General features: G+C 67.6%; 19 protein-coding genes. 6 read left to right on the top strand and 13 right to left on the bottom strand.

The features are described from left to right. Positions 1 to 50: 50 nt before the first annotated feature. The 8 genes from O7621_RS00900 to O7621_RS00865 form a co-directional block, all read right to left on the bottom strand. Positions 51 to 1,382: a SidA/IucD/PvdA family monooxygenase gene (locus tag O7621_RS00900; RefSeq protein ID WP_282232302.1), complete on the bottom strand. Its 1,332-nt coding sequence runs from the start codon at positions 1,380 to 1,382 to the stop codon at positions 51 to 53. Between the two features lie 41 nt (positions 1,383 to 1,423). Further along, the gene (gene asnB / locus O7621_RS00895; RefSeq protein WP_282232301.1) at positions 1,424 to 3,283 is read right to left on the bottom strand and encodes an asparagine synthase (glutamine-hydrolyzing); all 1,860 of its coding nucleotides are present in this window, start codon (positions 3,281 to 3,283) and stop codon (positions 1,424 to 1,426) included. A 78-nt stretch (positions 3,284 to 3,361) separates the two neighbouring features. Next, positions 3,362 to 4,933 carry a 3-isopropylmalate dehydratase small subunit gene (gene leuD / locus O7621_RS00890; protein WP_282232300.1) on the bottom strand — a complete coding sequence of 524 codons (1,572 nt, stop codon included), beginning with the start codon at positions 4,931 to 4,933 and terminating at the stop codon, positions 3,362 to 3,364. After that, positions 4,930 to 6,312 carry an aconitase family protein gene (locus O7621_RS00885; protein WP_282232299.1) on the bottom strand — a complete coding sequence of 461 codons (1,383 nt, stop codon included), beginning with the start codon at positions 6,310 to 6,312 and terminating at the stop codon, positions 4,930 to 4,932. The genes leuD and O7621_RS00885 overlap by 4 nt, the downstream gene beginning before the upstream one ends. Beyond that, complete coding sequence (locus O7621_RS00880; RefSeq protein ID WP_282232298.1) at positions 6,309 to 7,460, bottom strand: CoA transferase; 1,152 nt, start codon at positions 7,458 to 7,460, stop codon at positions 6,309 to 6,311. Before O7621_RS00880 ends, O7621_RS00885 begins: the two co-directional genes overlap by 4 nt. Beyond that, positions 7,457 to 8,437, bottom strand: coding sequence for an LLM class flavin-dependent oxidoreductase (locus O7621_RS00875; protein WP_282232297.1), 981 nt, complete (start codon positions 8,435 to 8,437; stop codon positions 7,457 to 7,459). Before O7621_RS00875 ends, O7621_RS00880 begins: the two co-directional genes overlap by 4 nt. Continuing rightward, a complete protein-coding gene (locus O7621_RS00870) occupies positions 8,434 to 9,576 on the bottom strand; it encodes a LeuA family protein (RefSeq protein WP_282232296.1) in 1,143 nt (380 codons plus the stop codon). The genes O7621_RS00875 and O7621_RS00870 overlap by 4 nt, the downstream gene beginning before the upstream one ends. 668 nt (positions 9,577 to 10,244) lie before the next feature. Further along, the gene (locus O7621_RS00865; RefSeq protein ID WP_282232295.1) at positions 10,245 to 10,742 is read right to left on the bottom strand and encodes a VOC family protein; all 498 of its coding nucleotides are present in this window, start codon (positions 10,740 to 10,742) and stop codon (positions 10,245 to 10,247) included. 147 nt (positions 10,743 to 10,889) lie between these two features. Between O7621_RS00865 and O7621_RS00860 the strand changes: the two genes are divergently transcribed. The 3 genes from O7621_RS00860 (at position 10,890) to O7621_RS00850 (ending at position 14,682) form a co-directional block, all read left to right on the top strand. Next, positions 10,890 to 11,624, top strand: a complete 735-nt coding sequence (locus O7621_RS00860) for a helix-turn-helix domain-containing protein (protein ID WP_282234805.1) — start codon at positions 10,890 to 10,892, stop codon at positions 11,622 to 11,624. Between the two features lie 188 nt (positions 11,625 to 11,812). Further along, positions 11,813 to 12,853: a MoxR family ATPase gene (locus O7621_RS00855; protein WP_347403735.1), complete on the top strand. Its 1,041-nt coding sequence runs from the start codon at positions 11,813 to 11,815 to the stop codon at positions 12,851 to 12,853. A gap of 8 nt (positions 12,854 to 12,861) precedes the next feature. Continuing rightward, positions 12,862 to 14,682, top strand: a complete 1,821-nt coding sequence (locus O7621_RS00850; RefSeq protein ID WP_282232293.1) for a hypothetical protein — start codon at positions 12,862 to 12,864, stop codon at positions 14,680 to 14,682. A 30-nt stretch (positions 14,683 to 14,712) separates the two neighbouring features. On the opposite strand, the gene O7621_RS00845 is transcribed toward O7621_RS00850, so the two are convergent. After that, positions 14,713 to 15,342 carry a TetR/AcrR family transcriptional regulator gene (locus O7621_RS00845; RefSeq protein WP_282232292.1) on the bottom strand — a complete coding sequence of 210 codons (630 nt, stop codon included), beginning with the start codon at positions 15,340 to 15,342 and terminating at the stop codon, positions 14,713 to 14,715. A 124-nt stretch (positions 15,343 to 15,466) separates the two neighbouring features. Here O7621_RS00845 and O7621_RS00840 point away from each other — a divergent pair, with 124 nt between their 5' ends. Then, positions 15,467 to 16,486: an aldo/keto reductase gene (locus O7621_RS00840; RefSeq protein ID WP_282232291.1), complete on the top strand. Its 1,020-nt coding sequence runs from the start codon at positions 15,467 to 15,469 to the stop codon at positions 16,484 to 16,486. Between the two features lie 229 nt (positions 16,487 to 16,715). Here O7621_RS00840 and O7621_RS00835 read toward each other — a convergent pair whose 3' ends face one another. Then, positions 16,716 to 17,555, bottom strand: coding sequence for an alpha/beta hydrolase (locus O7621_RS00835; RefSeq protein ID WP_282232290.1), 840 nt, complete (start codon positions 17,553 to 17,555; stop codon positions 16,716 to 16,718). A 106-nt stretch (positions 17,556 to 17,661) separates the two neighbouring features. On the opposite strand from O7621_RS00835, the gene O7621_RS00830 reads away from it, so the two are divergent. Further along, entirely contained in the window at positions 17,662 to 18,012 is a 351-nt protein-coding gene (locus O7621_RS00830; RefSeq protein WP_282232289.1) for a hypothetical protein, read from the top strand. Beyond that, positions 18,009 to 18,416: a hypothetical protein gene (locus O7621_RS00825; protein ID WP_282232288.1), complete on the top strand. Its 408-nt coding sequence runs from the start codon at positions 18,009 to 18,011 to the stop codon at positions 18,414 to 18,416. Before O7621_RS00830 ends, O7621_RS00825 begins: the two co-directional genes overlap by 4 nt. Positions 18,417 to 18,583: 167 nt before the next feature. Here the strand turns inward: O7621_RS00825 and O7621_RS00820 are convergent, their stop codons facing one another. From O7621_RS00820 to O7621_RS00810, 3 genes are all read right to left on the bottom strand, one after another. Next, positions 18,584 to 20,119, bottom strand: coding sequence for a non-reducing end alpha-L-arabinofuranosidase family hydrolase (locus tag O7621_RS00820; protein WP_282232287.1), 1,536 nt, complete (start codon positions 20,117 to 20,119; stop codon positions 18,584 to 18,586). A 378-nt stretch (positions 20,120 to 20,497) separates the two neighbouring features. Next, the gene (locus tag O7621_RS00815) at positions 20,498 to 21,397 is read right to left on the bottom strand and encodes a sulfotransferase domain-containing protein (protein WP_282232286.1); all 900 of its coding nucleotides are present in this window, start codon (positions 21,395 to 21,397) and stop codon (positions 20,498 to 20,500) included. A gap of 200 nt (positions 21,398 to 21,597) precedes the next feature. Continuing rightward, positions 21,598 to 22,131 (bottom strand): hypothetical protein, encoded by a 534-nt coding sequence (locus O7621_RS00810; protein ID WP_282232285.1) that lies wholly within the window; start codon positions 22,129 to 22,131, stop codon positions 21,598 to 21,600. Positions 22,132 to 22,142 lie beyond the last annotated feature (11 nt).

The following is a 22,142-nucleotide window of genomic DNA, read 5'->3' as shown; positions in this document are numbered from 1 at the left end:
TCCCGGTGGCAGTCCGGAGCGGACAGGTGGCGGAACGTGTCGGTCGTCGATCATCTCGCTGCGGCAGTCAGGGGCTCACCCTGCTCGCGCAGCGCCTCTGCGAGAGACTCGGCGATCTCTCCCGCCCGAACTGCCACGTTGGACAGCAGCCCCGAGGACAGCCCATGGCTGTCCTCGGTGGCACCCTGCACGAAGATCCTGGAACGTATCCGTGGCGAAGTGAGCACCCGGTAGTCCCTGGCCAGTGCGACGCCGCCGCCGACATCAAGTTGGCAGTGCTCGAGCAGGGGGCCGAGGAAGCAACGCGGGTCCACCGGCCGGTACCCGGTGGCGAAGACCACGAGATCGCAAGTCATCGACTCGATATGGCCTTCGACCAGGTCGTGCACAGTGACGTCGGCGCCCGCCGGTGTCGGCACGCAGCGCGTGACGCGCGACAGGTTGTGAAAGTGCAGCCGCTGGTCGTGGACTACCTTCTCCTGGTAACTGCGCTCGAACAAATCAGAGATGAGGTCGAGATCAACTACGGAGTAGTTCGTGCCGTCGTGGTACCGCCGCAACATCTGGCGGATATCGGGCGCCGCACGAAAATGCACGTCCACTGCCTCGGGATCAAAGATTCGGTTGGCGAAAGGGCTGTCGTCGGCGACCGAGTAACCGAATCGGGCGAAGACCGAGTGGACCTGCGCGTTGGGGCACACCTGGTGTAGGTGGCTGGTCACCTCCGCGGCACTCTGCCCGGCCCCGATGACGAGGGCCTTGCGAATCCCTGCCACATTGATCTCGCGGAGCCGGTGCAGAAGTTCGGAGCTGTGCCAGATTCGGTCCGACAGCGTAATGCCCTCCGGTATCCACGGCTGCAGGCCGGCGGCGAAAACGATGTTGCGGGCACGGTGCCGGCGGATGCCGTCCGCCCGCTGCACCGCGACGTCAACCTCCTGGACGACGTCCCCCGTGTACACCGGCTCGATGCCAATGACCTCGGAGCCGTATTCAACAACCCCCGAGAATCGCGCCGCCGCCCATTCGAGATAATCGTGGAACTCGATCCGGCTGGGAAAAAACGTCTTTCCGTTGATGAAGTCGACGAGTCGCCCTCGATCCTGCAGGTAATGTAGGAAAGTGTAAGGGCTGCTCGGGCTTCGCATGGTGGCGAGATCCTTGAGGAACGAGATCTGCATCCGCGCCCCGTCGAGCAGCATTCCCTGGTGCCAGCCGAACTGGTTCTGCCGCTCCATAAACCGCAGCCGGCCGCTTCCGCCGGTTGCGGAGCCAAACAAACCCTGCTCCTGAAGCGCGATGGCTAGTGCGAGGTTCGACGGCCCGAACCCGATGCCGAGCACGTCCACTGGTGCATCGTCATAGTCCGCGTTGCTGCTCAATGCTAAACTCCCGTCAATGCTGCTCTTTGCGAAGGCGCCGCTCAGAAAGCGAGTCGAACCTGGTACCGCCCCAACCAGTCATTGAGGTATAGGGCCATCTCCATGCTGAAACGGTTGACGACCGCTGCGGCCGGACCGTCCGGATCCTGGAGGTAGGCCCGGACGACATCGAGATCGAGCAGTTCGCGCACGGGTGCCGAGCTATCGCTGAGCATCTCGGACACGCGCTGACGCAGGACGTCGTTGTACCGCGGATCGGTGGTAGGCGGGTATCCGGCCTTCTGGCGGAAGAGCACCGACGGCGGCAGAAGGTCACGTACCGCCGCACGAAGCAGACTCTTCTCCCGGCCGTCGAAAGACTTCATGGCCCAAGGGACGTTGAAGACGTAGTCCACCAGACGATGGTCGAGGAACGGCACGCGCCCCTCCAGCGCGGCCGCCATTCCGACGCGATCTTTGCGGTCAAGGATGATCCGTAGATAGCCTGTCAAGTTGAGGTGGGTCATCACCCTGGCGGCGCGGTCCTGCTCGCTCTCTCCCGCGAGGACAGGTACCTGGGCGACCATGTCGGAATACAGATCCCGCTCGAATGTCTCACTGTCCAGGTCCTTGACCAGGTCCTCGCGCAACAGCGCGGTGTTGCGCAGCTGGTTACGCCCGACCATACGGCGGGCGAACTCCAGCCACGGCAACGTTCCCGCGTCGTAGTAGTGCCGGTCCAGGAACCAGGCGTACCCGCCGAACAGCTCATCTGCCGCGTCACCGGTCAACGACACCTTGCAGGAGCGCCGGAATTCCCGGCACAGCAAGAGCAGTGAGGTGTCGAGGTCACCGAGGGACGTCGGGTAGTCCCGTGCGATGAGCACCTCGGATCGGGTGGCCGGGTCCATCAACTCATCCGTCCCCACCACCACGCGCGTGTGGTCGGCACCCAGGTGCTCCACCATACGTGCCACGAACGGGTGGTCCGGAGTGGCGCGGACTTCGTCGGGCGTAAAGTTCTCCGAGTGACCGGCGTAGTCCACTGAGAACGTCCGCAACGAACCGGTGTCCTTTTCGCGTATGACCTTCGCCGACAAGGCAGCGATCGCGCTGGAGTCCAGACCGCCCGAAAGGAACACGCCCAGCGGCACATCAGATACGAGCTGGCTTCGCACACTCTGCTCGAGTAGCTCGCGCACCGTCGCCACCGTGGTGTCGAGGTCGTCGGTGTGTTCCCGCGCCGTCAGAGTCCAGTATGTGCTCTGCCGGGAGCCGCTCCGGCCCATCCGGCGCACCGTGCCCGGCACCATCTCGTGGATGCCCCTGAAAATTCCGTTTTCGGGACGCTTGACGAACGTGATGACCGCACGGAAGCCCTCCATGTCGACTTCCGGCACGACTGCGGGGTGCTCCAGGATCGCCTTGAGCTCCGAGCCGAAGACAACGCCGCCGTCGACCTCCGCGTAGTAGAGCGGGTAGATCCCGAATCGGTCCCGAATGAGGACGAGTTCCTCGGTGCGTCCGTCCCATACTGCAAAGGCGAACATCCCCACCAGCCGCTCAGCGCAGGCAGCTCCCCATTGCAGGTACGAACGCAGTACAACCTCGGTGTCGCTGGAGGTTTCGAACGTGTGTCCGTGCCCGGTCAGTTCGCTCCTGAGCGCGGCGTAGTTGAAGACCTCGCCGGTATAGGCCAGGGCGACGGAGCTCCCGTCGGCAGCCGTGTGCACCATCGGCTGTCGACCACCGGCAAGGTCGATGACGGACAACCGGCGAACGCCCATACCGACGCCGGAGCCGACCCAGCTGCCCTGCTCGTCGGGTCCGCGGCGGTGCAGGGCTGCGCACATCCGGTCAAGAACATCCTCGATATCGGGTCGCTGCTGTCGGAAGTCGACCATTCCGGCGATGCCGCACATCGATGGCTCTCCATTCTGTAATCCTGCATGAAACACCCCTGGTGGGTGGCAAGGGCCGGCTGCGAGAGATGTGTGTTTTCAGCGGTCGTCGGGCAGTAGCAGCCCGGCGGATTCGAACGCCTCTGCGGCCCCTGGAAAATTGAAAACCTCGTGTGCCTGAAACATCCGAATGGTCTTGCGGGCCGACCGGCGGATGTCCTCCCGAACTCGCTCCTGCGGATAGGTCTGTTGAATGACCTGCGTCGCGTCGGATTCGGTCAGTCCCGCGGCCGACAAGCTGCGCCGTACGGCGCTGATGTCCGGGCTCAGGCAGGCTGTGACTATATTCGGCAGGCTCCGCGCGACAAGCTCGCGCTGCGTACCGTCCAACTTGCCCCATAATTCGGTATAGAAGACCGTGTAGAAGGCGTGGTGCACGCGCTCGTCCGCAGCGTGGTCGGCGACGACCTGTCGGATAACCGGGACCACCGTCTCGTCGTTCGGAATATCCTTCAGCAGCTCGGTGACCACGGTCTCGAAGACGATCACCTCGAGCAGATGGTCGAGCCCTGGCATGGTCGCACCGACCTCACGGCCGGCATCACGTAACGCTTCCATGACCGGCGTGAAGTCATACGGCAAGGCAGCGATACCACTCGCGCGCTCCACCTGCTGGAGCAGGTCCATGCCAGACAGGGCGTGGTATGCCTCGTCGCAGTAGATTTTCCAGCCGTCGGTGCGCAGCTGCGATGGCAGGCCGAGCCCGAGCTCGTCGAGGGCGACGATGCGGGTGCCCCGGTTGACGACCTTTGCCTCGAGATGCACCACGAAGGACAGGTAGTCGTAGAGACGGCGCGCGATCAGCACCCTCTGCTGCTCGGGGCCGAGTCCAGTGACCAGCGGGTGATCAAGGTAGGGCATGAGCTTGCGCGGAAACAGCGTCAACCCTCGGTCGAGCTCACCAAGCAGTCGCCGCTCGGTCGACCGGACCCCGGCCCGCTCGTGCCACGAGGTCAGGCCCTTCGACGGTGTTGCCTGCCATTCGCCAGCGAGTGCCGTCCCAGCACCCGCCCTGCCGGCCGGCGCTGGTGGCGCGCCGTCGGCGGCCGCCGACGGCGCGCTCGTCGAAGCGGCCAGGATGCCAAGGGTCTCGTAGATCTCATCGTGGCCGTCCACGATGAAACGCCGTGCGTCCTTCGACAACGTGCCCTTGTGGAGGACACCGGCCGCCGACACGGTCTCCTCGGCGAAGTCGATGGTGAGCACCTCGTCGGGCCTGCTCCGTACCACGTCGAGGAGTTGGTCGAGCGACTCTCTCGACACGACGATCGGGGCGAGGCCGTTACGCGCCGCGTTCCGCTCGAAGATCTCGCCGAACCCCACCGCCAGTACGGCCTCGTACCCGAGTCCCTGCAACGCCCAGACCGCATGCTCCCGGCTTGAGCCGCACCCGAAGGAGTCACCGGTGAGCAGAATCCGGGCGCCCTGGTACCGCGTGTCGTTCAGCACAGAGTCCGTGAGCGTGCCGTCCGGATGTCGGCGCCAGGTCAGGAATGCGGCATCGGCCAGGCCGGCGTTGTCCACGACGAGCAGTTCGGACTGTGGCGCGATCACGTCCGTGTCGACGGAGTCGCGACCCAGTGGAAGAGCGCGCCCCTGGAGGCTGTTCATCCGGTCACCTCGACAGGATGCGTCAGTCGTCCCGTGACGGCCGAGGCCGCCACGGTGGCGGGGCTGGCTACGTGGGTGATCGCGCCCGCACCCTGCCGGCCTTCGAAGTTGCGGTTGGAACTGGAGACGCACCGCTCGCCGCGGGGAACTGTGTCACCGTTGATCGCAACGCAGGAGGAGCAGCCGGGTTCACGCCACAGGAAGCCCGCGTCGGTCAGTGCTGCCCGGACGCCCTCGCGCTCCGCCAACTCGGCGACCCGCCGCGAACCCGGCACCACCACCGCCCGTACCCCTGGTGCCACACGGTGTCCGGCCACGACCCTTGCGGCGGCCCGCAGATCCTCGATTCTGCCGTTGGTGCAGGATCCGAGGAACGCATGCTGCACCTGCACCGTCTGTAGCTCCTGCCCCGGTACGAGATTCGCGTACGCCAGTGCCGCCTCGAAGGCAGACCGCTGGTTGTCCTGAACGCTGGTCGGAACTCGTCCGTCCACGGCCGCCACGTGTGACAGGTTCGTGCCCCAGGTCACCTGCGGGGCGATGCTGTCAATGTCCACAGTAGCTTCACGAGGCGCTTCCACGGCACGGCGCAGGAGGTCAGCGCTGCGACGGCGCGCGGCGGCCAGGCGTTGCGGCGACAGTCGTTCGGCCAGGTAGCTCCAGGTGACCTCGTCGGGGGGGATCAGTGCCGAACGGGCGCCCAACTCGGCCGACATATTGCACAAGGTGAACCGCTCGGCCATGGTGGTCGCGTCGATGTACGGTCCGCTCCACTCGATCCGCCGGCCAACCCCCCAGCGCGGCGACAGTTCACCACACACCCGCAGTACGACGTCCTTCGCGCCTGCGCCCGGCCCCGGCACGCCCGTCACCCGCAGACCGACGACCGGTTGCACCGACGTCCAGGCGGCCTGGGTGGCCAGCACGTGTGCCACCTCTGACGTACCGATTCCCCAGGCGAGCGCGCCCAGCGCGCCGAGGGTGGTGGTATGGCTGTCACCGCAGACGACGACCTGCCCTGGCAACACGCGGCCTGACTCACTGACCGACACGTGCACGATGCCGTGATCACTGCTGTCCAGCGTCACCTGCTCGATGCCCGCGGTGTCCAGGTTCGTGGAGAAGACGTCGAGCATGTGCTGGGCCCGCGGATCATCGCTGCCGCTGCGTCCGGGCGCGGTGGAGACGACGTGGTCGGGGATGCCGACCGTACGGGACGGGTCCCGCACCTGCAGTCCCCGGTTGGCAAGCATGGTGAATGCCTGGGGCGAGGAGACTTCGTGCAGTACGTGGAGGTCGACCGCCAGGAGGATCCGTGATCCGTCCCGGTGAAGCTCCGCCGATTGCAGGAGGGCGTCCGTATACGTCGTCGATGTCATCGCGGCACCTCCAAACTGTGATCTGGGGCGAACTCGGCCATGACATGCTCCCGATCGTCGTTTCGCGGTTTGCCGGTATGACGAATTGTGTGTTCGCTGCGGGAGAAGTCCATGGCGATGCCGGGCATGCGTACGGCATCAGTTCCCTGTGTGACGGCTGGCAAAGATTCGCGTGCGATGACGTGCGGATCGTGACTGAGCTGCCCGGGTGTCAGCACGGGGACCGCTGGAATGCCGGCCGCCAGCAGATGGGTGAGCGCATCGTCTCGCGATTTTCCACCGATCCACGCCACCAGTCGGCGATGCACGTCATCCGGATCGTCAACTGCGCCGCGATCGAGTCCCTCCGAGCCTGCCATCCCCAGCAGTCCGGCAATCGCGCTGCCGGTCGCGGCGCTGTGGGCGGACAAGGCGATCCAGTCACCGTCCGCGGTGGCGAAGAGCCCGCGGACATGGCTGCGGGCGGACACGCCCGGGTCCTCCTCGCGGGCGGCGTCACGCACGACATGTCCACCAAGGACGCCAAGTAGCGGCTCGTACAGGTTGACCTCGACCAGCTGTCCTCGCCCGCTGCGCTGCCGCTCGTGCAGGGCCGCCAGTACCGCCACGGTGCCCTGCAGGCCGGCGATCGAGTCGGCCAGCCCCGTGGGCGGCAGGCGCGGCCCGTCGGCGTCGCCGTTCAATGCGGCGAAACCGCTGAACGCCTCTGCCAGCGTGCCGAATCCCAACCAACTCTCGCGCGGACCACCCGCACCGAAGCCGGAGATGCGCAGGACTACCAGGCGGGGATTGACCGCGGCGAGAGCTTCGTAATCCAGGCCCCACCGCGCCATCGTCCCCGGCCGGAAGCTCTCGACCAGTACGTCGGCGCGGCAGACCATCCGCATGAGGTGCGTGCGTTCGGCCGAATCTTCGAGATCCAGGCTGACCGTCTCCTTGTTCCGCCCGACAAAGGCCCACCAGGCCCCTTCGCCGCCACCGACGGACCGACCCATGGATCGCACCGGATCGCCAGGCCCGGGCCGCTCGACCTTCACCACCCGGGCGCCCAGATCGGCGAAGATGCGGCCCACGGTGGGGCCGGCGAGGATTGCGGACAGGTCAAGAACAAAAAGTCCCGCCAGGGCTCCGCACGACGTGCCGCTCACCAGCGCACCTTCAAGCCGTACGCGGCAGCCAGCGGGAAGACCGCTTCCTGAAGGCGGGTGAGCTGCTCATCCGGATCACCGACCGGGAGCACGTACAGTCGCTGCACGCCGGCCCGTGCGAACGCTGCGAGCCGCTCAGCGCAGTGCGCGGGCGAGCCCACCAGCGTGCGTCGGCGCAGGTCGTCGGGCGACACCTTGAGGAAGTCCGCGAGGATGGTACCGGTCAACAGTTCGGCGACGGGAGCGTCCTCGGTGATGTGTACGAAGCACGTCGATGCGGCAAATTCGAAGTCGGTGTTCGGTGCGGGGTCGGTGAGTTCCGCTCGAAGCTGCCGGGCCAGCCGCACCGCACGAGCCATCGCGTCCGAGTCGGCCATGTACGCCGAGAAGAGAAGTCCGTCGCCACGCTCTGCCGCGCGCCGGACACCGGCCGGGGAACCCCACGATGCAATCCACAGTCTCGTTCCGAGCACCGGGCCGGGTGTCAGCGGGTCATCCAGCCGATAGTGTTTTCCGTGGTAGGCCGTGGGTTCATCACCGCACAGGCTCGCTCTCAGGAGTCCTAAGGCATCATCGAAACGCGCCCAGCGTTCGCTTGCGGGCACGCCCGCGAGATCGAGGTCTCGCAACGAGGAACCTGCTGCCACCCCGGCCCGCACCGGGGTCCCCGCCAAACGGCTGATCCCAGCCAGTGCCTTGGCGGTTACCGCCGGACCGCGGACTGTCGGGAGACATGCTGCCGTCACCAGCCGCCGACCCGGAAGGCGGGCGGCCACGAATGCGAGTGCGGCTAGTCCGTCCAGCCAGGGGACGGGGAAGGCGACGTGGTCGCTCGCCGCCACCTCCTGGATATTCAGCCGCTCGGCGACCTCCAACAGGTTGTGCAGATCCTGTCCCGTGAGCGTCGGATGGCCAAATCCGAAGTCGAATAACGGCAGGTGCAGGCCGATCGTTAAGTCGGCCGTGTCACCGATCACTGCGCAATCCCATTCAGTGCGTCCCGGTAGAGTCCCTCAAAAGCCTCCAGCGAGTTGTACCGGGCCGGGCTGGGGTCCAACACAAATCGCTGGTACATCTGATCGAGCACGTCTTCTGGGATCGACATACCGAGGGTCGCCGCGAAATGCCGGATGTTGGCACGACCGGACGCCCCGCCCAGGAGAATGCGACGTTCCCTCCCGACCAGTTCGGGCTCGACAAACTCATAGCAGATCGGATTGTTCATCATCCCTGCGGCATGTATGCCGGCAGCCGTCGAGAAGGCCAGGTCACCGAGCAGTGGCTTGTGCTTCCAGGGTCGTTCACCGATTGCTTCGAGGACGGCATTGGCCGCCTCGACGCACTTGCGGGGGTTCAGCGCCGTTCGGAATCCTAGCGACTCACCGCGGTAATGAGTCAGAACAGCAAGTTCCTCCAGCGGCGTGTTGCCGGTTCGTTCGCCGATACCGGCCAGCGTGCCCTGCACGCCGGCGGCACCGGCCTGCATGCCGGCCACGGCGTTCGCGAGACTCAATCCAAGGTCGTTGTGGCAGTGCAGCGTCACATCGGCCGCCCCGTCGACCCAGTGCAGGGCCGCGCGTACCTTGGCCTCGATCTCCTGCGGAACGCAGGATCCCACGGTGTCGGCCAGGACAAACAGGTTCGCGCCGGAATCCAGTCCGGCCTGCATCATGGGACGCAGGTACTCGGGCGATGCCCGAAGTGAATCCTCCAACCCGATTGATAGGTCGCGCACTCCTGCCTTCAGGCTGTAACTACACGCCTCTACCAATTCCGTTCGGGCTTGCTCCCAGGTCTGTCCGCGCTTATGCTCGGCGTGGATTTCTGATCCGGTGATGAGCAGCTGGAGCTGGAAGCGATCGGCATCCCGGACGGCCTCGAGTGCGGTGTCGATGTCCTTTGGTGTCGCACGAGCGAAAACAGTGAGCGCTGCATTGCGCGACTTGCGCGAAATCTCGCGTACGAATTCGAAGGTCGCAGGCGAAGATGCTGGAAATCCCACCTCGATGTAGTCTGGGCCGGCGGCGTCGATCAGCTCGAGGAGGCGCGTCTTGTCTTCGATGGTCATTTCATTGCCAGGCGCCTGTTCACCATCCCGAAGCGTGGTGTCGAGCACTGATTTGAGAGTCACAACTATCCCCTCATAGCGATTCGCGACATCGGCCATGCAGGACGGCAGGCGAGTCGGCTCGATCAATGGTTAAGCGACCATCTTGGCCGGCGACGCGGCGTGCGTCCACGGCGTCGGTACGCTGATCAAGACGGTTCCCTCGAACAGGAAGCAACGTACCTGAGATTCCTTACGCAAGGCAACCCTTTATCTACGGCTAGCAATGTGCTACGAGCCACAAGCTCACCCGGGCTGCCACGATGCTGTTCTGGCTGCACAGGGATCGTTCGATCGGCATTGAGCGAGATGCAGCCCACTTTTGCAAGCTCAAGATCGAAAGTCGAAGCTATGGGTTGAAGGTAAGCGATGGTGCCATTATCTGCGGGTTTACGAACCAATCTGATCTCAGCAATACATAAGTCATGATCGACGCGACACGGACAAAGGGCGATGGGTCGGACGGTGGAGGAAAAGTGCGTGGAGCTATCAATGAGTCGACTTTCGGCATAGAAGGGCGACGCTGAAGAGGCGTCGCGTCTTCGCTGATCGTGCGGGTTGGGGCGATCTGATCCCGCTCGTTATAGTGTGTCGACTATGCCCTGGTGGGGCGCCAACCTGTGACAGTTGGCCGGCTGCCGGTGCGGGGGCCTCCTCAGCTCTACCGCAGGCAGATGTCAGCCCTGCTGGGCGGCCCATTCAGCGATCCGGCGGGCGCTTTCGGACTCGGAGAGGTCCTCGATCCGGGTCATGATCGACCAGCGCACCCCGTACGGGTCGCGGAGGCTGGCGAACCGGTCACCGGAGACAAAGGTTGTTGCCGGCTCCCGCACCGTTGCGCCGGCCGCGACCGCGCGGGTGAGCGTGGCATCGACGTCCGGGCAGTACAGGCCGATCGAGTAGCAGTCCTCGTCGCCAGCCGGCGGGGCAACCAGCCCGTACGCCGGGGACGGCTCGCCGAGCTGCAGCTGGCCGTTGCCGAAGTCGAGCACCGCGTGCACCACGGCGCCGCCCATCTCAGTCACGTCCACCACCCGGGCACCGAACACGTCCCGGTAGAAGGCGATCGCGCCGCGCGCGTCCGGAATGGCCAGGAACGGGGTGAGGCTGGTGACGCCGTGCGGCGTACCGTTGGTGGTGTATCGGCCGTCGGCGGCCGGGAAAGTGTCGGACATGTCCCGACCCTAGGCAGCGTGCCGGTGTGCTGACTTGAAGATTCGCGACAGCCGCCGGCCGTCGGTGCCGCAGGCCGTAGCCTGGCTGCCGTGGACCCGGCGCAGCGCGGCATCCTGTACCCGTCCCGGCTGCCGACCTTCGCCCGGCTGCCGCCGCCGGAGCAGGTCGCGTCGCTGGTCCGCTGGTTCTGGATCCCCGAGTGGCGGATCGCGCCGGGCCGTACCTCCCGGCAGCAGATCCTGTCGTTCCCGGCCTGCAATCTGGTGGTCGGCCCGGACGGTGTGGAGCTGGCCGGTCCGACGACCCGGGTCTCCTACCGGGACCTCACCGGCACCGGCTGGGCGGTCGGGGCACTGCTGCGCCCGGCGGCGGTGCCGCACTTCACCCCGGAGCCGGCGGTGCTGCGGGACGCCTCCCGCCGGCTGGACCTGCCCGATCTGCGGTCGCCGGTGGTCGACGCGATGACTGGTGCCGTTGACGCGCCGCAGCGGCACGCCGGTGCGGTGGCGGCGTTCGCCGACTGGCTGAGCGCCACGGCCGGGCCGCCCGGTCCGGAGGCGCTGCTGGCCAACACTCTTGCGGAGCTCGTCGACACCGACCACACGGTGCTGCGGGTCGAGGACGTCGCCGCCCGGCTGCACGTGTCGGCCCGTACGGTGCAGCGGCTGGCCCGCCGCCACGTCGGCCTGCCGCCGTTGATGATGATCCGCCGACGGCGGTTGCAGGAGGCGGCGCAGCTGCTGCGGACCGATCCGGCCACCGACCTGGCGGGTCTGGCGGTCCAACTCGGGTACGCCGACCAGGCCCACCTGGCCAACGAGTTCCGGACGGTGCTCGGCTACACCCCGAGCGCGTACCGTCGGGAGTCCACGCCGTCCTGACGACGCAGCCTCCGCGTGACGACGAGTATCGCGTCCCTCGTAGCCAGGCGGCGCTGGACCGTAGTCTCCGGACCAACCAGCCAGGATGAAACGCATGTCGCTGAGCCGCTCACCCGGCTGACCCGAAATCGGGATGAACAGCGGCACCGCTGCCCGGCAGGATGGACGGCGTGCATTCCGCGTCCGCCGTGACCCCAGCCGAACTGCCGGACCTGCTGCTGCACGTGGCGGTGGTCCGGCCGGTGTTCGTCTGGGGTGCCCCGGGCATCGGCAAGAGCTCGCTGGTGCGCCAGTTCGCCGCTTCGCTCGGCCTGGACTGCGTGACCCTGGTCGGCACCCAGCTCGCCGCCGAGGACCTGATCGGGGTGCCGGAGCTGCGCGACGGCCGCAGCCGGTTCGCCCCACCCGAGTCGATCGCCCGCGACGAGCCGTACTGCCTGTTCCTCGACGAGCTGAACGCCTCCACCCCGGAGGTGCAGAAGGCGTTCTACTCGCTGATCCTGGACCGCCGCATCGGTGCGTACGAGCTGCCGGCCGGGTCGATCGTGATCGGCGCGGGCAACCGGGCCACCGACAACGCGCTCGCTCGGCCGATGGCCTCCGCACTGGTCAACCGGCTGGTCCATGTCCACCTGCGGGCCAGCGTCGACGACTGGCTGGCCTGGGCGCAGGGAGCCGGCATCCACCAGTGGGTAGTCGACTACCTGTCGGAGCGCCCCGACCAGCTGTGGGTGAATCCGCCCAAAGTGGAGGAGACGTTTTCGACTCCGCGCAGTTGGCACATGCTTTCCGACGCGCTGCGCTCCTACGGCGACGAGATCGCCGACCAGACGCTGCGGCTGCTGGCCACCGGCACGCTGAGCCCGGCCCACGCCGCCGGGTTCTGCGGGTACGTGAAGATCGTGCGGCACCGGTACGGGCTCGACGCCGTCGTTCGTGGCGACGTTGGCTGGCCGGCTGCCGCCGCCGACCGCGACCTGCTCTACTTCCTGGCGGAGGCGTTCCGGGCCAGGCTGGTCAAGGAGCTGCCGGCCAGCAAGGAACACGCTTCGCCGGCGATGCGCCAGTTCGCCCACCGGGCCAAGGCGCTGCTGGTCGAGCTGGCGGAGATCTCCCTCGAATGCGCCCAGCTGGTCATCGCCACCGACGACGGCGCACCGGTGCTGCCCGCCTGGTTCCTGGTCGAGGTGAGCCGGGACCTGCCCCGGCTGGTCGCCGCCCGCACCTGACACCGACGATGGCTAGGAAGAAGAAGGAGCAGGTCGACCCGAACGCCGCCGCGTTCTCGGCAGCTTGGCGGCGGCTGGCCGGCCACCCGATGTTCGCCCCCATGGGCAGCTTCCCGGTCGGGCCGTGGCAGACCGCCGGCGCACAGGCGGCGCTGGTCGACGACGGCCAGCTGACGGCGGCCAAGGCGATCGCCGTGGTCGACGCGCGCGGCCAGATCCGGGCCAGCATGGCGCACCGGCTCGACGAGGAACAGTGGTTGTGGGTGTTGGCGCACTGCCTGCTGCACCTGGGCTTTGGCCATCTCAGCGCCGACCGCTACGCCACCGATCCGGCGTACGCCAATGTGGCCTGTCTGGCGGTCACCCGGTTCCAGCGGGCGGTCAAGCTCGGCACCGAGCCGCTGCTGCTGCCGGCCGAGTTGCCCAACACCGACGAGCAGGTGCTGCTGCGGCAGTGGCGGCAGGCCGGCGTACCGGCCGAGTATGTCGGCTGTGGCACCGGCGGCAACGCTTCGGACCTGGCCGCGTCGCCGGTCGGGATGATGGCGGTCGGCTGGGACTGGCCGGCCCAGTTCGCGGTCGGCCTGTCCGCGGCCGCGACGGCAGCGGTCGACGTGGCCGGCGGGGCACGCCGTTCACTGACCGACCCGGCCGTCCGCCGGCAGCCGTGGCAGCTGGCGATGAGCTGGTTTCTTTCGTCGTACCCGCTGCTCGGTGCGCTGGCGGCGCGGTTCACTCTGGTCGCCGACGCCGACCTGGCCCGCAGCTGGCACATCACGATCGCAGCGGTGTCGCCGTCCGCCGGAGAGATCTACCTCAACCCGCTGCGGAAGTTGTCGAGCACGCAGTGGCGGTTCGTGTTGGCACACGAGATGCTGCATGCGGCGCTGCGGCACGGTGACCGGGTCGGCGGGCGTGACCCGTACCTGTGGAACGTGGCCGCCGACTACGTCATCAACGGCTGGTTGATCGAGATGGGCGTGGGTGAGCCGCCGGACGGACTGCTGCACGACCCGCAGTTGGCCGGCCTGTCCGCCGAGGCGGTCTACGACCAGGTCGCCAAGGACCTGCGCCGGCTGCGCAAGCTGGCCACCCTGCGCGGCACCGGGCTCGGTGACGTACTCGGCGAACCGTTGCCGTATGCGGGCCGCCCTGGCCAGGGCGTCGACCTGGACGACTTTTACCGGCGGGCGCTGCTCGACGGCTACGCCTACCACCAGCGGGAGGGTCGGGGTCATCTGCCGGCCGGGCTGGTCGCCGAGATCCAGGTCCTGCAGCAGCCGCCGCTGCCGTGGGACGCCCGGCTGGCCCACTGGTTCGACGAGTACGTCCCGTCGCCGCGACGGGTCCGCTCCTACGCCCGCCCGTCGCGGCGACAGGCCAGCACCCCGGGTATTCCGCGACCGGGCTGGCGGTGGCCGGACGAGTCGGTGTCCCGGTGCACCTTCGGTGTGGTGCTGGACACCTCCGGCTCGATGAATCACGAACTGCTCGGCAAGGCGCTCGGCGCCATCGCCTCGTATGCCACCGCCCGGGACGTGCCGGCCGCCCGGGTGGTGTTCTGCGACGCCCACCCGTACGACGCCGGGTATCTGCCGGTGGAGCAGATCGCCGGCCGGGTACAGGTGCGGGGCCGGGGCGGCACGGTACTGCAGCCCGGTATCCGGCTGCTGGAGTACGCCACCGACTATCCCACCGACGCGCCGATCCTGGTCATCACCGACGGGTACTGCGACGTGGTGCGTATCCGCCGGGAGCACGCCTTTCTCGTCCCGGACGCTGCCCGGCTACCCTTCACCCCGCGCGGACCGGTCTTCCGCCTGCGTTGACGGCTGGACCTGACGTCTGCGCTGACTGCGTCAGGTGTCGCTGCGGCGCAGGCCGGCGATGAGCAGACCGACCAGGCGGCGGGCGTCGTAGCGGGGGTCGGTGTCGGCGCCGACACAGAGGTTTCCGACGCCGCGCATCAGTTGGTAGGCGTCGATCTCCGGGCGGATCTCGCCAGCGGCGACGGCGGCGTCGAGCAGTTCGGTGCAGACCGGCACCAGTCGGCCGAGGAAGTAGTCGTGCAGCGTCTGGAAGACGGTGGCGTCGGACTGTAGCGCCCCGGCGAGACCGTGCTTGGTGACCAGAAAGTCGACGAACAGGTCGACCCACCGGGTCAGGGCGTCGTGCGCGGTGGCGCTCTCCGCCAGCAGGGTCGGGCCGGCATCGGCGCAGGCTTCGACCTGGTGCCGGAAGACCGCGACGATCAGATCGGACCGGGTGGGGAAGTGGCGGTAGATCGTGCCGACCCCGACGCCGGCCCGGGTGGCGATGTCGCGTACCGGGACCTCGACGCCGGATGCGACGAACGCCGCCGCCGCCGCGTCCAGCAGGGCCTGCTCGTTGCGCCGGGCATCGGCCCGTTGCCGGCGCGGCCGGGCCGGTCCTGCTTTCGTTCCCTCCGGTCCCTGCGAGCTGCTGCTGTCGCCGCCGGTGTCGAACATCTGCGGTCGCCTCCGTTGCCAGTTGCTAAACGGAACAGTGTTCCGTATCGTCTTAGCGGAACGCTGCTCCGCTTCGGTGTCAGCGTGCCAGACCAGGTGACCCCGCTCAAGGAGAAACACAACCATGCAGTACCGCACCATCGGCCGCACCGGCGTGCAGGCCAGCACCCTCGCCCTCGGCGCGATGAACTTCGGCGCGATCGGCGACACCGACCAGGACGAGGCAACCGCCATCGTCGACGCCGCCCTCGACGCCGGGATCAACCTCATCGACACCGCCGACTGGTACAGCCAGGGCCAGTCGGAGGAGATGCTCGGCAAGGCCATCGCCGGCCGCCGCGATGACATCGTGCTCGCCACCAAGGCCAACATGCCGATGAGCGACGAGCGCAACCACCAGGGCAGCTCCCGCCGCTGGCTGGTCACCGCCCTGGACGACAGCCTGCGCCGGCTCGGCGTCGACCACGTCGACCTCTACCAGATCCACCGCTGGGATCCGGCGACCAGCGACGAGGAGACCCTGTCCGCGCTGACCGACCTGCAACGGGCCGGCAAGATCCGCTACTTCGGCTCGTCGACCTTCCCCGCCTACCGGATCGTCCAGGCCCAGTGGGCCGCCCGGGAGAACAGGACCAGCCGGTACGTGACCGAGCAGCCCGGGTACTCGATCCTGCAACGCGGCATCGAGGCCCACGTCCTACCGGTGACCCAGGAGTACGGCATGGGGGTGCTCGCCTGGAGCCCGCTCGCCTCCGGCTGGCTGTCCGGTGCGATCCGCGCCGACCGGGAGATCAGCACCAGCCGGTCCGGCAAGATGCCACAGTGGTACGACCTGGACATCCCCACCAACCGGGCCAAGCTCGACGCGGTCGAGAAACTGGCCGCCGTCGCCGACTCCGCCGGCCTGACGATGATCCAGCTCGCGCTCGGCTTCGTCACCTCGCACCCCGGCGTGACCAGCGCGATCATCGGACCACGCACCATCGACCACCTGCGTTCGCAGTTGGCTGCCGCGGACACCGTACTGACCGCCGACGTGCTCGACGCCGTCGACGCGATCGTCGCCCCCGGTGTCGACCTGGCCCCGCACGAGAAGCACGACGCCCCGCCCGCTCTGCTCGACCCGGCGCTACGCCGCCGCTGACCGCGTACTGGATGGACTGACGCCACCGACACCCCGGCCCAGCTTCGGGGATGAGCCGTATCTGACGAGCCGCTCGACCTGGGTGGCCGGGTGACTCCTTGCGGCCGGGGAGGAAACGGAACCCCTGCGGAGCGGGACAGGGATAGCCGATCCGCCGCCAGGGCGGATCGGCGTACCGCTTCCAGGCAGCTTCAAGAGCGCCATAGATGCCCGCAGCGCCAACAGTCAGCTACCCTCTCAGGGAGGTCGTTACCGCTAGGCGGAAGTCGTGCGGACGCTCTACCCACGGCAGGTGGCCGGACCCGATGAGGATCACGCGCTGACTGTTGGGCAGCGTCCGGTGCAGCGAGTCCACAGCCCAGCGAGGGCGGATGTCCTCGGAGCCGTCGATGATCAACACTGGTAGATCGAGCGCCCGGCAGCGTACGGCTATCTCGGTCTTGGCGAGTTCCCGCTTGACCTCGGCGTTGATGGCCCGGCTGCAGTCGTAGCTGATGCCCAACCATGGTTCGGCCATGCGTTGGGCGTGACTGAGCGCGGTGTCCTGGTCGGCGAAGTCGGCCGACCACTGCAGGACCGCCCACTCACGTTCCTCGGCGAGCGTACGGGCGCGGGAGTCGAGAGACTCCCATCGGTGCAGACGATCCCCGAGCCGTAACCGCAGGCTCCGCTCGTAGTGCGGATGCCAGTCCCGCCCAGGGTCGATGCCGGTCCCGGACACGTAGATCAGCTGACTGACCCGCTCGGGGTGCGCGATGGCGTACCGCAACGCCAGGTGGGCCCCCCAGGAGTGGCCGAGCAGGGCCATGCGCGGCCCGACCAGCTGGTCGCGTACCGCGTCGAGGTCGGCGACGAAGCGGCCAATGGTGTACGGCCCGCGTCGCTGCGATCGCCCGCAGCCGCGCTGGTCCCACCGGATGGTGCGGGCACGATCTTCGAGGAGCCGGGCGAGCGGGTCGAAGTAGTCCCACAGACCCGGACCGCCGTGACAGAGCACCAGCGGCGGTCCGGTGCCCGACTGCTCGGCCCACAACCGACAGCCGTCGTCGCTGCGGACATCCAGGCTCATCGGGTCATTGTCGCGGTGGCGGTGGCCGTCGGGCACGAGGTGCCGACCCGCCGAATGAGTACGGCGACGGATGTACCGCCGTGCGGCTCGTGGCAGATTGCCGTACATGGATGTCGTTGACGCCCCGCGCCGGGCACCGTACGGGCGCAGCCTTCTCGTCGCGCTCGGCTGGTACGCCACGGTGATCACTGCGGTTGTCGTCGGACAGTCAGGGATACCGGCTGCGCCGCGCACCGACTGCTCGGTGATGTTCAGCTGCCTGACACCACAGGAGGAGATCGGTCTGCTGCTGCTCGTCGGCAGTCCGGTCCTCCTCGGCCTGCTGGTCTGCACACTGGTGGTCACCGGTCTGCTGGCCCGCCTGATTCCCTCGCCGATCGTCGTCGGCACCCTGTCGGTGCTGGGCAGCGTCGCTGTCGTGGCGGTGGTCGTCGCGGTCTGGCAAGGTGCCCGGTGAAGCGCCTCGGACTCGGCATGTTGCTCCTCGGTTGGCTCTACGGCGTGCCGTTCCTGCTCATCGTCGGGTTGATCCGACGTACGTCGTCGCCCTACCTCGACACCCGGGCACAGGCGCAGGCGTTCGGCGCGACCACCGACACCATCCTGACCACGGCCCTGGTGCTCAACCTGGCTCTCCCGGCGGCGGGGATGTTGCTCGCCTGGCTCATCAGCGACCGGTACTGGATTCGCCACTTCGTCGGGGCTCTGGTGGGGGCGGCGCTGATCTACTGTGCTGTCGCGATAGCCGGGCAGGCGGCCACGACACCGCTGATCGGTTGGACGCCGACCGACAACGAGCCGGAGCCGCGAGTCACGCGGTGCATCCCGACCAGCGGCGGTCGTAGCTGCCCTGGCGGCTGATCCCGGGGGACGGCTGTCGTTCGGGGTTGATCGACTTCGCCTCATCGACTCGACACGCCGAGACTGAGTCGGCTGGGCCGCATCCGATCACGCCTGACCGTGCGGCATGACGGGCGGGCCCGGCGTGGTGCCGGGCCCGCCTTGTCATGGTGTGGTGTGGGGTTCGGTCAGCGTTGCAGGGTGAGGACGCCGGGGCGGTAGGGCAGGAGGCCGTAGTCGCCGCCGGAGTTGGGGTCGCGTCCTTGGTAGAGCATTTGGAGGTTGCAGGGGTCGATGGTCATGGTCTGGTCGGCGTTGGTGCGGATGAGTTCGCCGTGGCTGATGTCGTTGGTCCAGGTGGCGCCGCTGTTGGCTTTGCCTGCGAAGGGGTTGTTCTCGCTGGTGGCGTTCGGGGTCCAGGTGCCGCTGAGGTTGGTGGTGGTGAAGGAGCGGAAGTAGCGGCCCTGGGAGCCGATGGCTTCGACGATCATGAGGTAGCGCTGTTGGCCTTGGAGTTTGTAGACCTGGACGCCTTCGAAGAGGTTGTTGGTGGTGTCGGTCATGATGGTGGTGTAGTTGGAGCCGAAGTTGCCGGGGAAGTTGCCGATGGGCATGCTGGCGCGGTAGATGCGGCCGTTGTCGCCGGCGAAGAAGAGGTACATGTTCTGGTCGTCGCCGATGAGTGCCTGGTCGATGGGTCCGGTGCCGGAGTTGCTGATGTTGCCGGTGAAGAGGGTTTGGTGGGCGGACCAGCTGTTGACGTCGGCGGGGTTGGTGGAGGTGCGGTACGAGAAGGCGGGGCCGCCCCACTGGTAGGCGAGGACCCAGACGTTACGCGGCGCGAAGTAGAACAGTGATGGTGCGACGGCGGAGAAGGGCATGGCGTTCTGGCTGGCGGAGCCCATCTGGTTCCAGTTGGAGAAGAGGCCGAAGTTCATTGAGCCCCAGCTGGTGCCGTGGTCGTGGTTGGTGGCGTAGACGAGGTGTTGGCCGTTGTAGGGGGCGTGGGTGAAGTCCTTCAACGACACCCAGCCGGAGCGGGGTTGGGCGAGTGCGCCGGTGGAGGTCCAGCGGTACGTCGACGGCAGATTGCAGGTGCCACCCGGCGGCGGTGTCGTCGGGTTGGGGGTCGGGTTGGCGCCGCCGTCGACGCGGACGAGTTGCCACTGCTGGTTGGCGCCGCCCCAGTCGTCGTACTGGACGATGTTGCCGCCGTCGGCGGTCGACGCGCCCTGGACTTCGAGGGCCTTGTTGCTGTGTCGGCTGATCAGCCGGATGTGACCGCCGTCGGAGTCGGCGAGGCGCCACTGCTGGTTGGTGCCGTTGTGGTCGCTCCATTGGACGATGGCCGCGCCGTTGGCGGTGGACCACTCGTAGACGTCGAGGACCTTGCCGGACAGGCGGGACTTCAGCCGGTAGTAGCCGCCGCCGGAGTCGACGAACTGCCACTGCTGCTGGTTGCCGTTGTTGCGGGACCACTGGGTGATCCGGGCGCCGTCGTTGGTGGCGAGGTTGTACACGTCGAGGGCTTTGCCGCTGTTGCGGTTGAGCAGCACGTACCACGCGCTGGTGTCGATCGTCGCCGCGGCTGCGGGTGGCTGCGCTACCGCGACGGCTGCGCCGCCGACCACCAGTGCGGTCGCGCTGGCCATGGCGACGCGTGGCAGCCAACCGCGCCGACGGGACCGTGGTGCGGTCGATGCTGATCTGCCAAGGGCAAACATGATCCTCCTTCAGGGCCGAAGCTGACCGGTTCAGCTGGAAGCGGGCGCACCGAACCGCATCCACCGGCGCTGCCGGAGGATGTCAGCGTTAACAGAGCTACCGCTCGCCCTGGCGGTACGCCTGATTCACGGTCCGACGAGGCGGGCTCGCCCGGTGAGCCGCAGGCGTTCGTCGTCCTTGGATATAGACTGTGAGCGATAACATGCCGTTCGTCAAGCCGTAACATGCCGCGATCGGGCCACCGGTAGCGCCGGCCGGTGCCCCCAAGATCAGGTGAGCGCCATGGACCTCACCTCACGGTCTTGAGGTCCATGGCGCTCACCTGATCTTGACGAGGCCGCCGCCGGTTCTGCGGCCCCGGGTCAACGGTGGGTCACTCAGCGGCCCGCTGTCGTCGCGGTGGCGGTGATCGGGCCGTGGTGCAGCCAGTCGACCAGCTCCGGTACGGCGAGCTTGGCGACCTGCTCCTCGTAGCGCCGCAGGTCGTCGTCGTCGAGCAGGTCACGCCACTGACCGGTGGCGCCCCGGTTGAAAAATTGCTTCGGGTCCCGCCACATCGCCAGGACGGGGGCGAACTCCTTGGCGCGGTTGCGCATGGAATCGAAGGTGGCCGCCCGCACCAGCTCCGGCCAGCGCTGTTCGGGCACCTCGATGTCGAGATGTTTGGCGATTGCCCGCATCTGGCCAGCCAGGTCGGCCTTCAGCTCGTCGTAGTGCAGCAGCAGGACGTTCGACCGCTCACGCTCCGCCCAGAAACCCGACATGTGGTGCAGCATCGACGGCAGACCGATCTGCACGTCGGGGTGTTCCATCCAGGCCCAGAACCGGTCGTACTCGGATTCCAGCTGCGGTGGCGCGTCGTCGGTGAGCTCGCCGGTCAGGTCGTCGTTGCCGACCGCCGCGTCGCGTAGCTTCAGGACCACGTCGTAGTCGGTGTTCTGGAAGTGTGCGTCCCAGGACAAAGCGACGTCGCGCGGGTCTCGGCCGACCGCGATGTAGGTGACCCCGTCGTGGATCGGCAGGCCGTCGAACGGGGTGTGGGTCTTGATGATGCGTCGGTGCTGCTGCGCCTCGTAGAACGCGAACACGTCGGCCTGGCTGCGCGTCTTCATGTCGGGCCAGAGGGTGATGTCGTCCAGTGGGCGGGGCAGCTCCGGCGTCTGAAAGATCAACAGAGCGCAGATCGTCTGGGTCCACGTCGTCCCGCACTTGGCGGGCGTCGAGATCACGATGTCGCCGTCGCGGAAGGGGAACCCCTCCCATCGGGCGCTGTCCATGATCGCATTGTGGTACCGAACCGTGGGTTGGCGCACCGGCCCTCCAGCCTGAGTTGGTTGACTCGTCCAATCCAGACCGTAATCTCCACAGTGTAGCGATGTCCAGAGCCGGGTGGAGAACACGGCACCTGACCAGACAGCGACGGGGCCAGCCGAACCCGGCTGGCCCCGTCGCTGTCCGTGCCCTGGCCCCGTTGAGATCAGGGCTGTCTGGACCGTGGCCGGCGTACGGCCACCGCCAGAGCGGCCACCGCCAGGGCGGCGAGGCCGATCGGCCATGCCCAGCGCCACCAACCGGCTCCGGCCGTACCGCCAGATTCGTCCTCGGCCGCTGCGGCGGCCAGATCGGCGACCGGCGGCGCCTGACCCTCCACTGCCTGTACGTCGACCGTCGCCGTACTGTCGTACGGCGCCGGAGCGCTCACCGTCACCTGCCAGGCACCCGGGCTGAGCACCGGGCCACTGGCATAGAAGCCCTGCCCCTCCCCGGCCGGTTCGAGCTGCAACGGCCCGACCGAACGGCCACCGTCAGCGGTGGCGGTCAGCACCAGCCGGACCGGAAGGTCCAGCCGGTGCCCATCGTCATGGAAGGCCTGCACGGTCACCCCGGTGGCGCCGTCGCCGGCCACCTCCAGATCGAGTTTGCCGTTGTGCGCCTGCGCGGGACCGGCCGCCGGCAGCACCGCCAGCAACAGGCCGAACAGAACGGCGGCCGATCCACGCGTACGACGCATGGTGTCTTCCT

The organism is Solwaraspora sp. WMMD937 (assembly GCF_029581175.1).
In the GTDB taxonomy this organism is placed as follows: domain Bacteria; phylum Actinomycetota; class Actinomycetes; order Mycobacteriales; family Micromonosporaceae; genus Micromonospora_E.
The sequence above is the reverse complement of the archived record's forward strand: the minus strand, read 5'-3'. Positions and strand labels throughout refer to the sequence as shown.

Coding starts and splice junctions, on each gene's coding strand:
- O7621_RS00820 (WP_282232287.1), bottom strand. CDS start 20,119: ATGTTTGCCCTTGGCAGATCAGCATCGACCGCACCACGGTCCCGTCGG.
- O7621_RS00850 (WP_282232293.1), top strand. CDS start 12,862: ATGGCTAGGAAGAAGAAGGAGCAGGTCGACCCGAACGCCGCCGCGTTC.
- O7621_RS00885 (WP_282232299.1), bottom strand. CDS start 6,312: ATGACATCGACGACGTATACGGACGCCCTCCTGCAATCGGCGGAGCTT.
- leuD (WP_282232300.1), bottom strand. CDS start 4,933: ATGAACAGCCTCCAGGGGCGCGCTCTTCCACTGGGTCGCGACTCCGTC.
- asnB (WP_282232301.1), bottom strand. CDS start 3,283: ATGTGCGGCATCGCCGGAATGGTCGACTTCCGACAGCAGCGACCCGAT.
- O7621_RS00845 (WP_282232292.1), bottom strand. CDS start 15,342: ATGTTCGACACCGGCGGCGACAGCAGCAGCTCGCAGGGACCGGAGGGA.
- O7621_RS00830 (WP_282232289.1), top strand. CDS start 17,662: ATGGATGTCGTTGACGCCCCGCGCCGGGCACCGTACGGGCGCAGCCTT.
- O7621_RS00840 (WP_282232291.1), top strand. CDS start 15,467: ATGCAGTACCGCACCATCGGCCGCACCGGCGTGCAGGCCAGCACCCTC.
- O7621_RS00835 (WP_282232290.1), bottom strand. CDS start 17,555: ATGAGCCTGGATGTCCGCAGCGACGACGGCTGTCGGTTGTGGGCCGAG.
- O7621_RS00810 (WP_282232285.1), bottom strand. CDS start 22,131: ATGCGTCGTACGCGTGGATCGGCCGCCGTTCTGTTCGGCCTGTTGCTG.
- O7621_RS00815 (WP_282232286.1), bottom strand. CDS start 21,397: ATGGACAGCGCCCGATGGGAGGGGTTCCCCTTCCGCGACGGCGACATC.
- O7621_RS00865 (WP_282232295.1), bottom strand. CDS start 10,742: ATGTCCGACACTTTCCCGGCCGCCGACGGCCGATACACCACCAACGGT.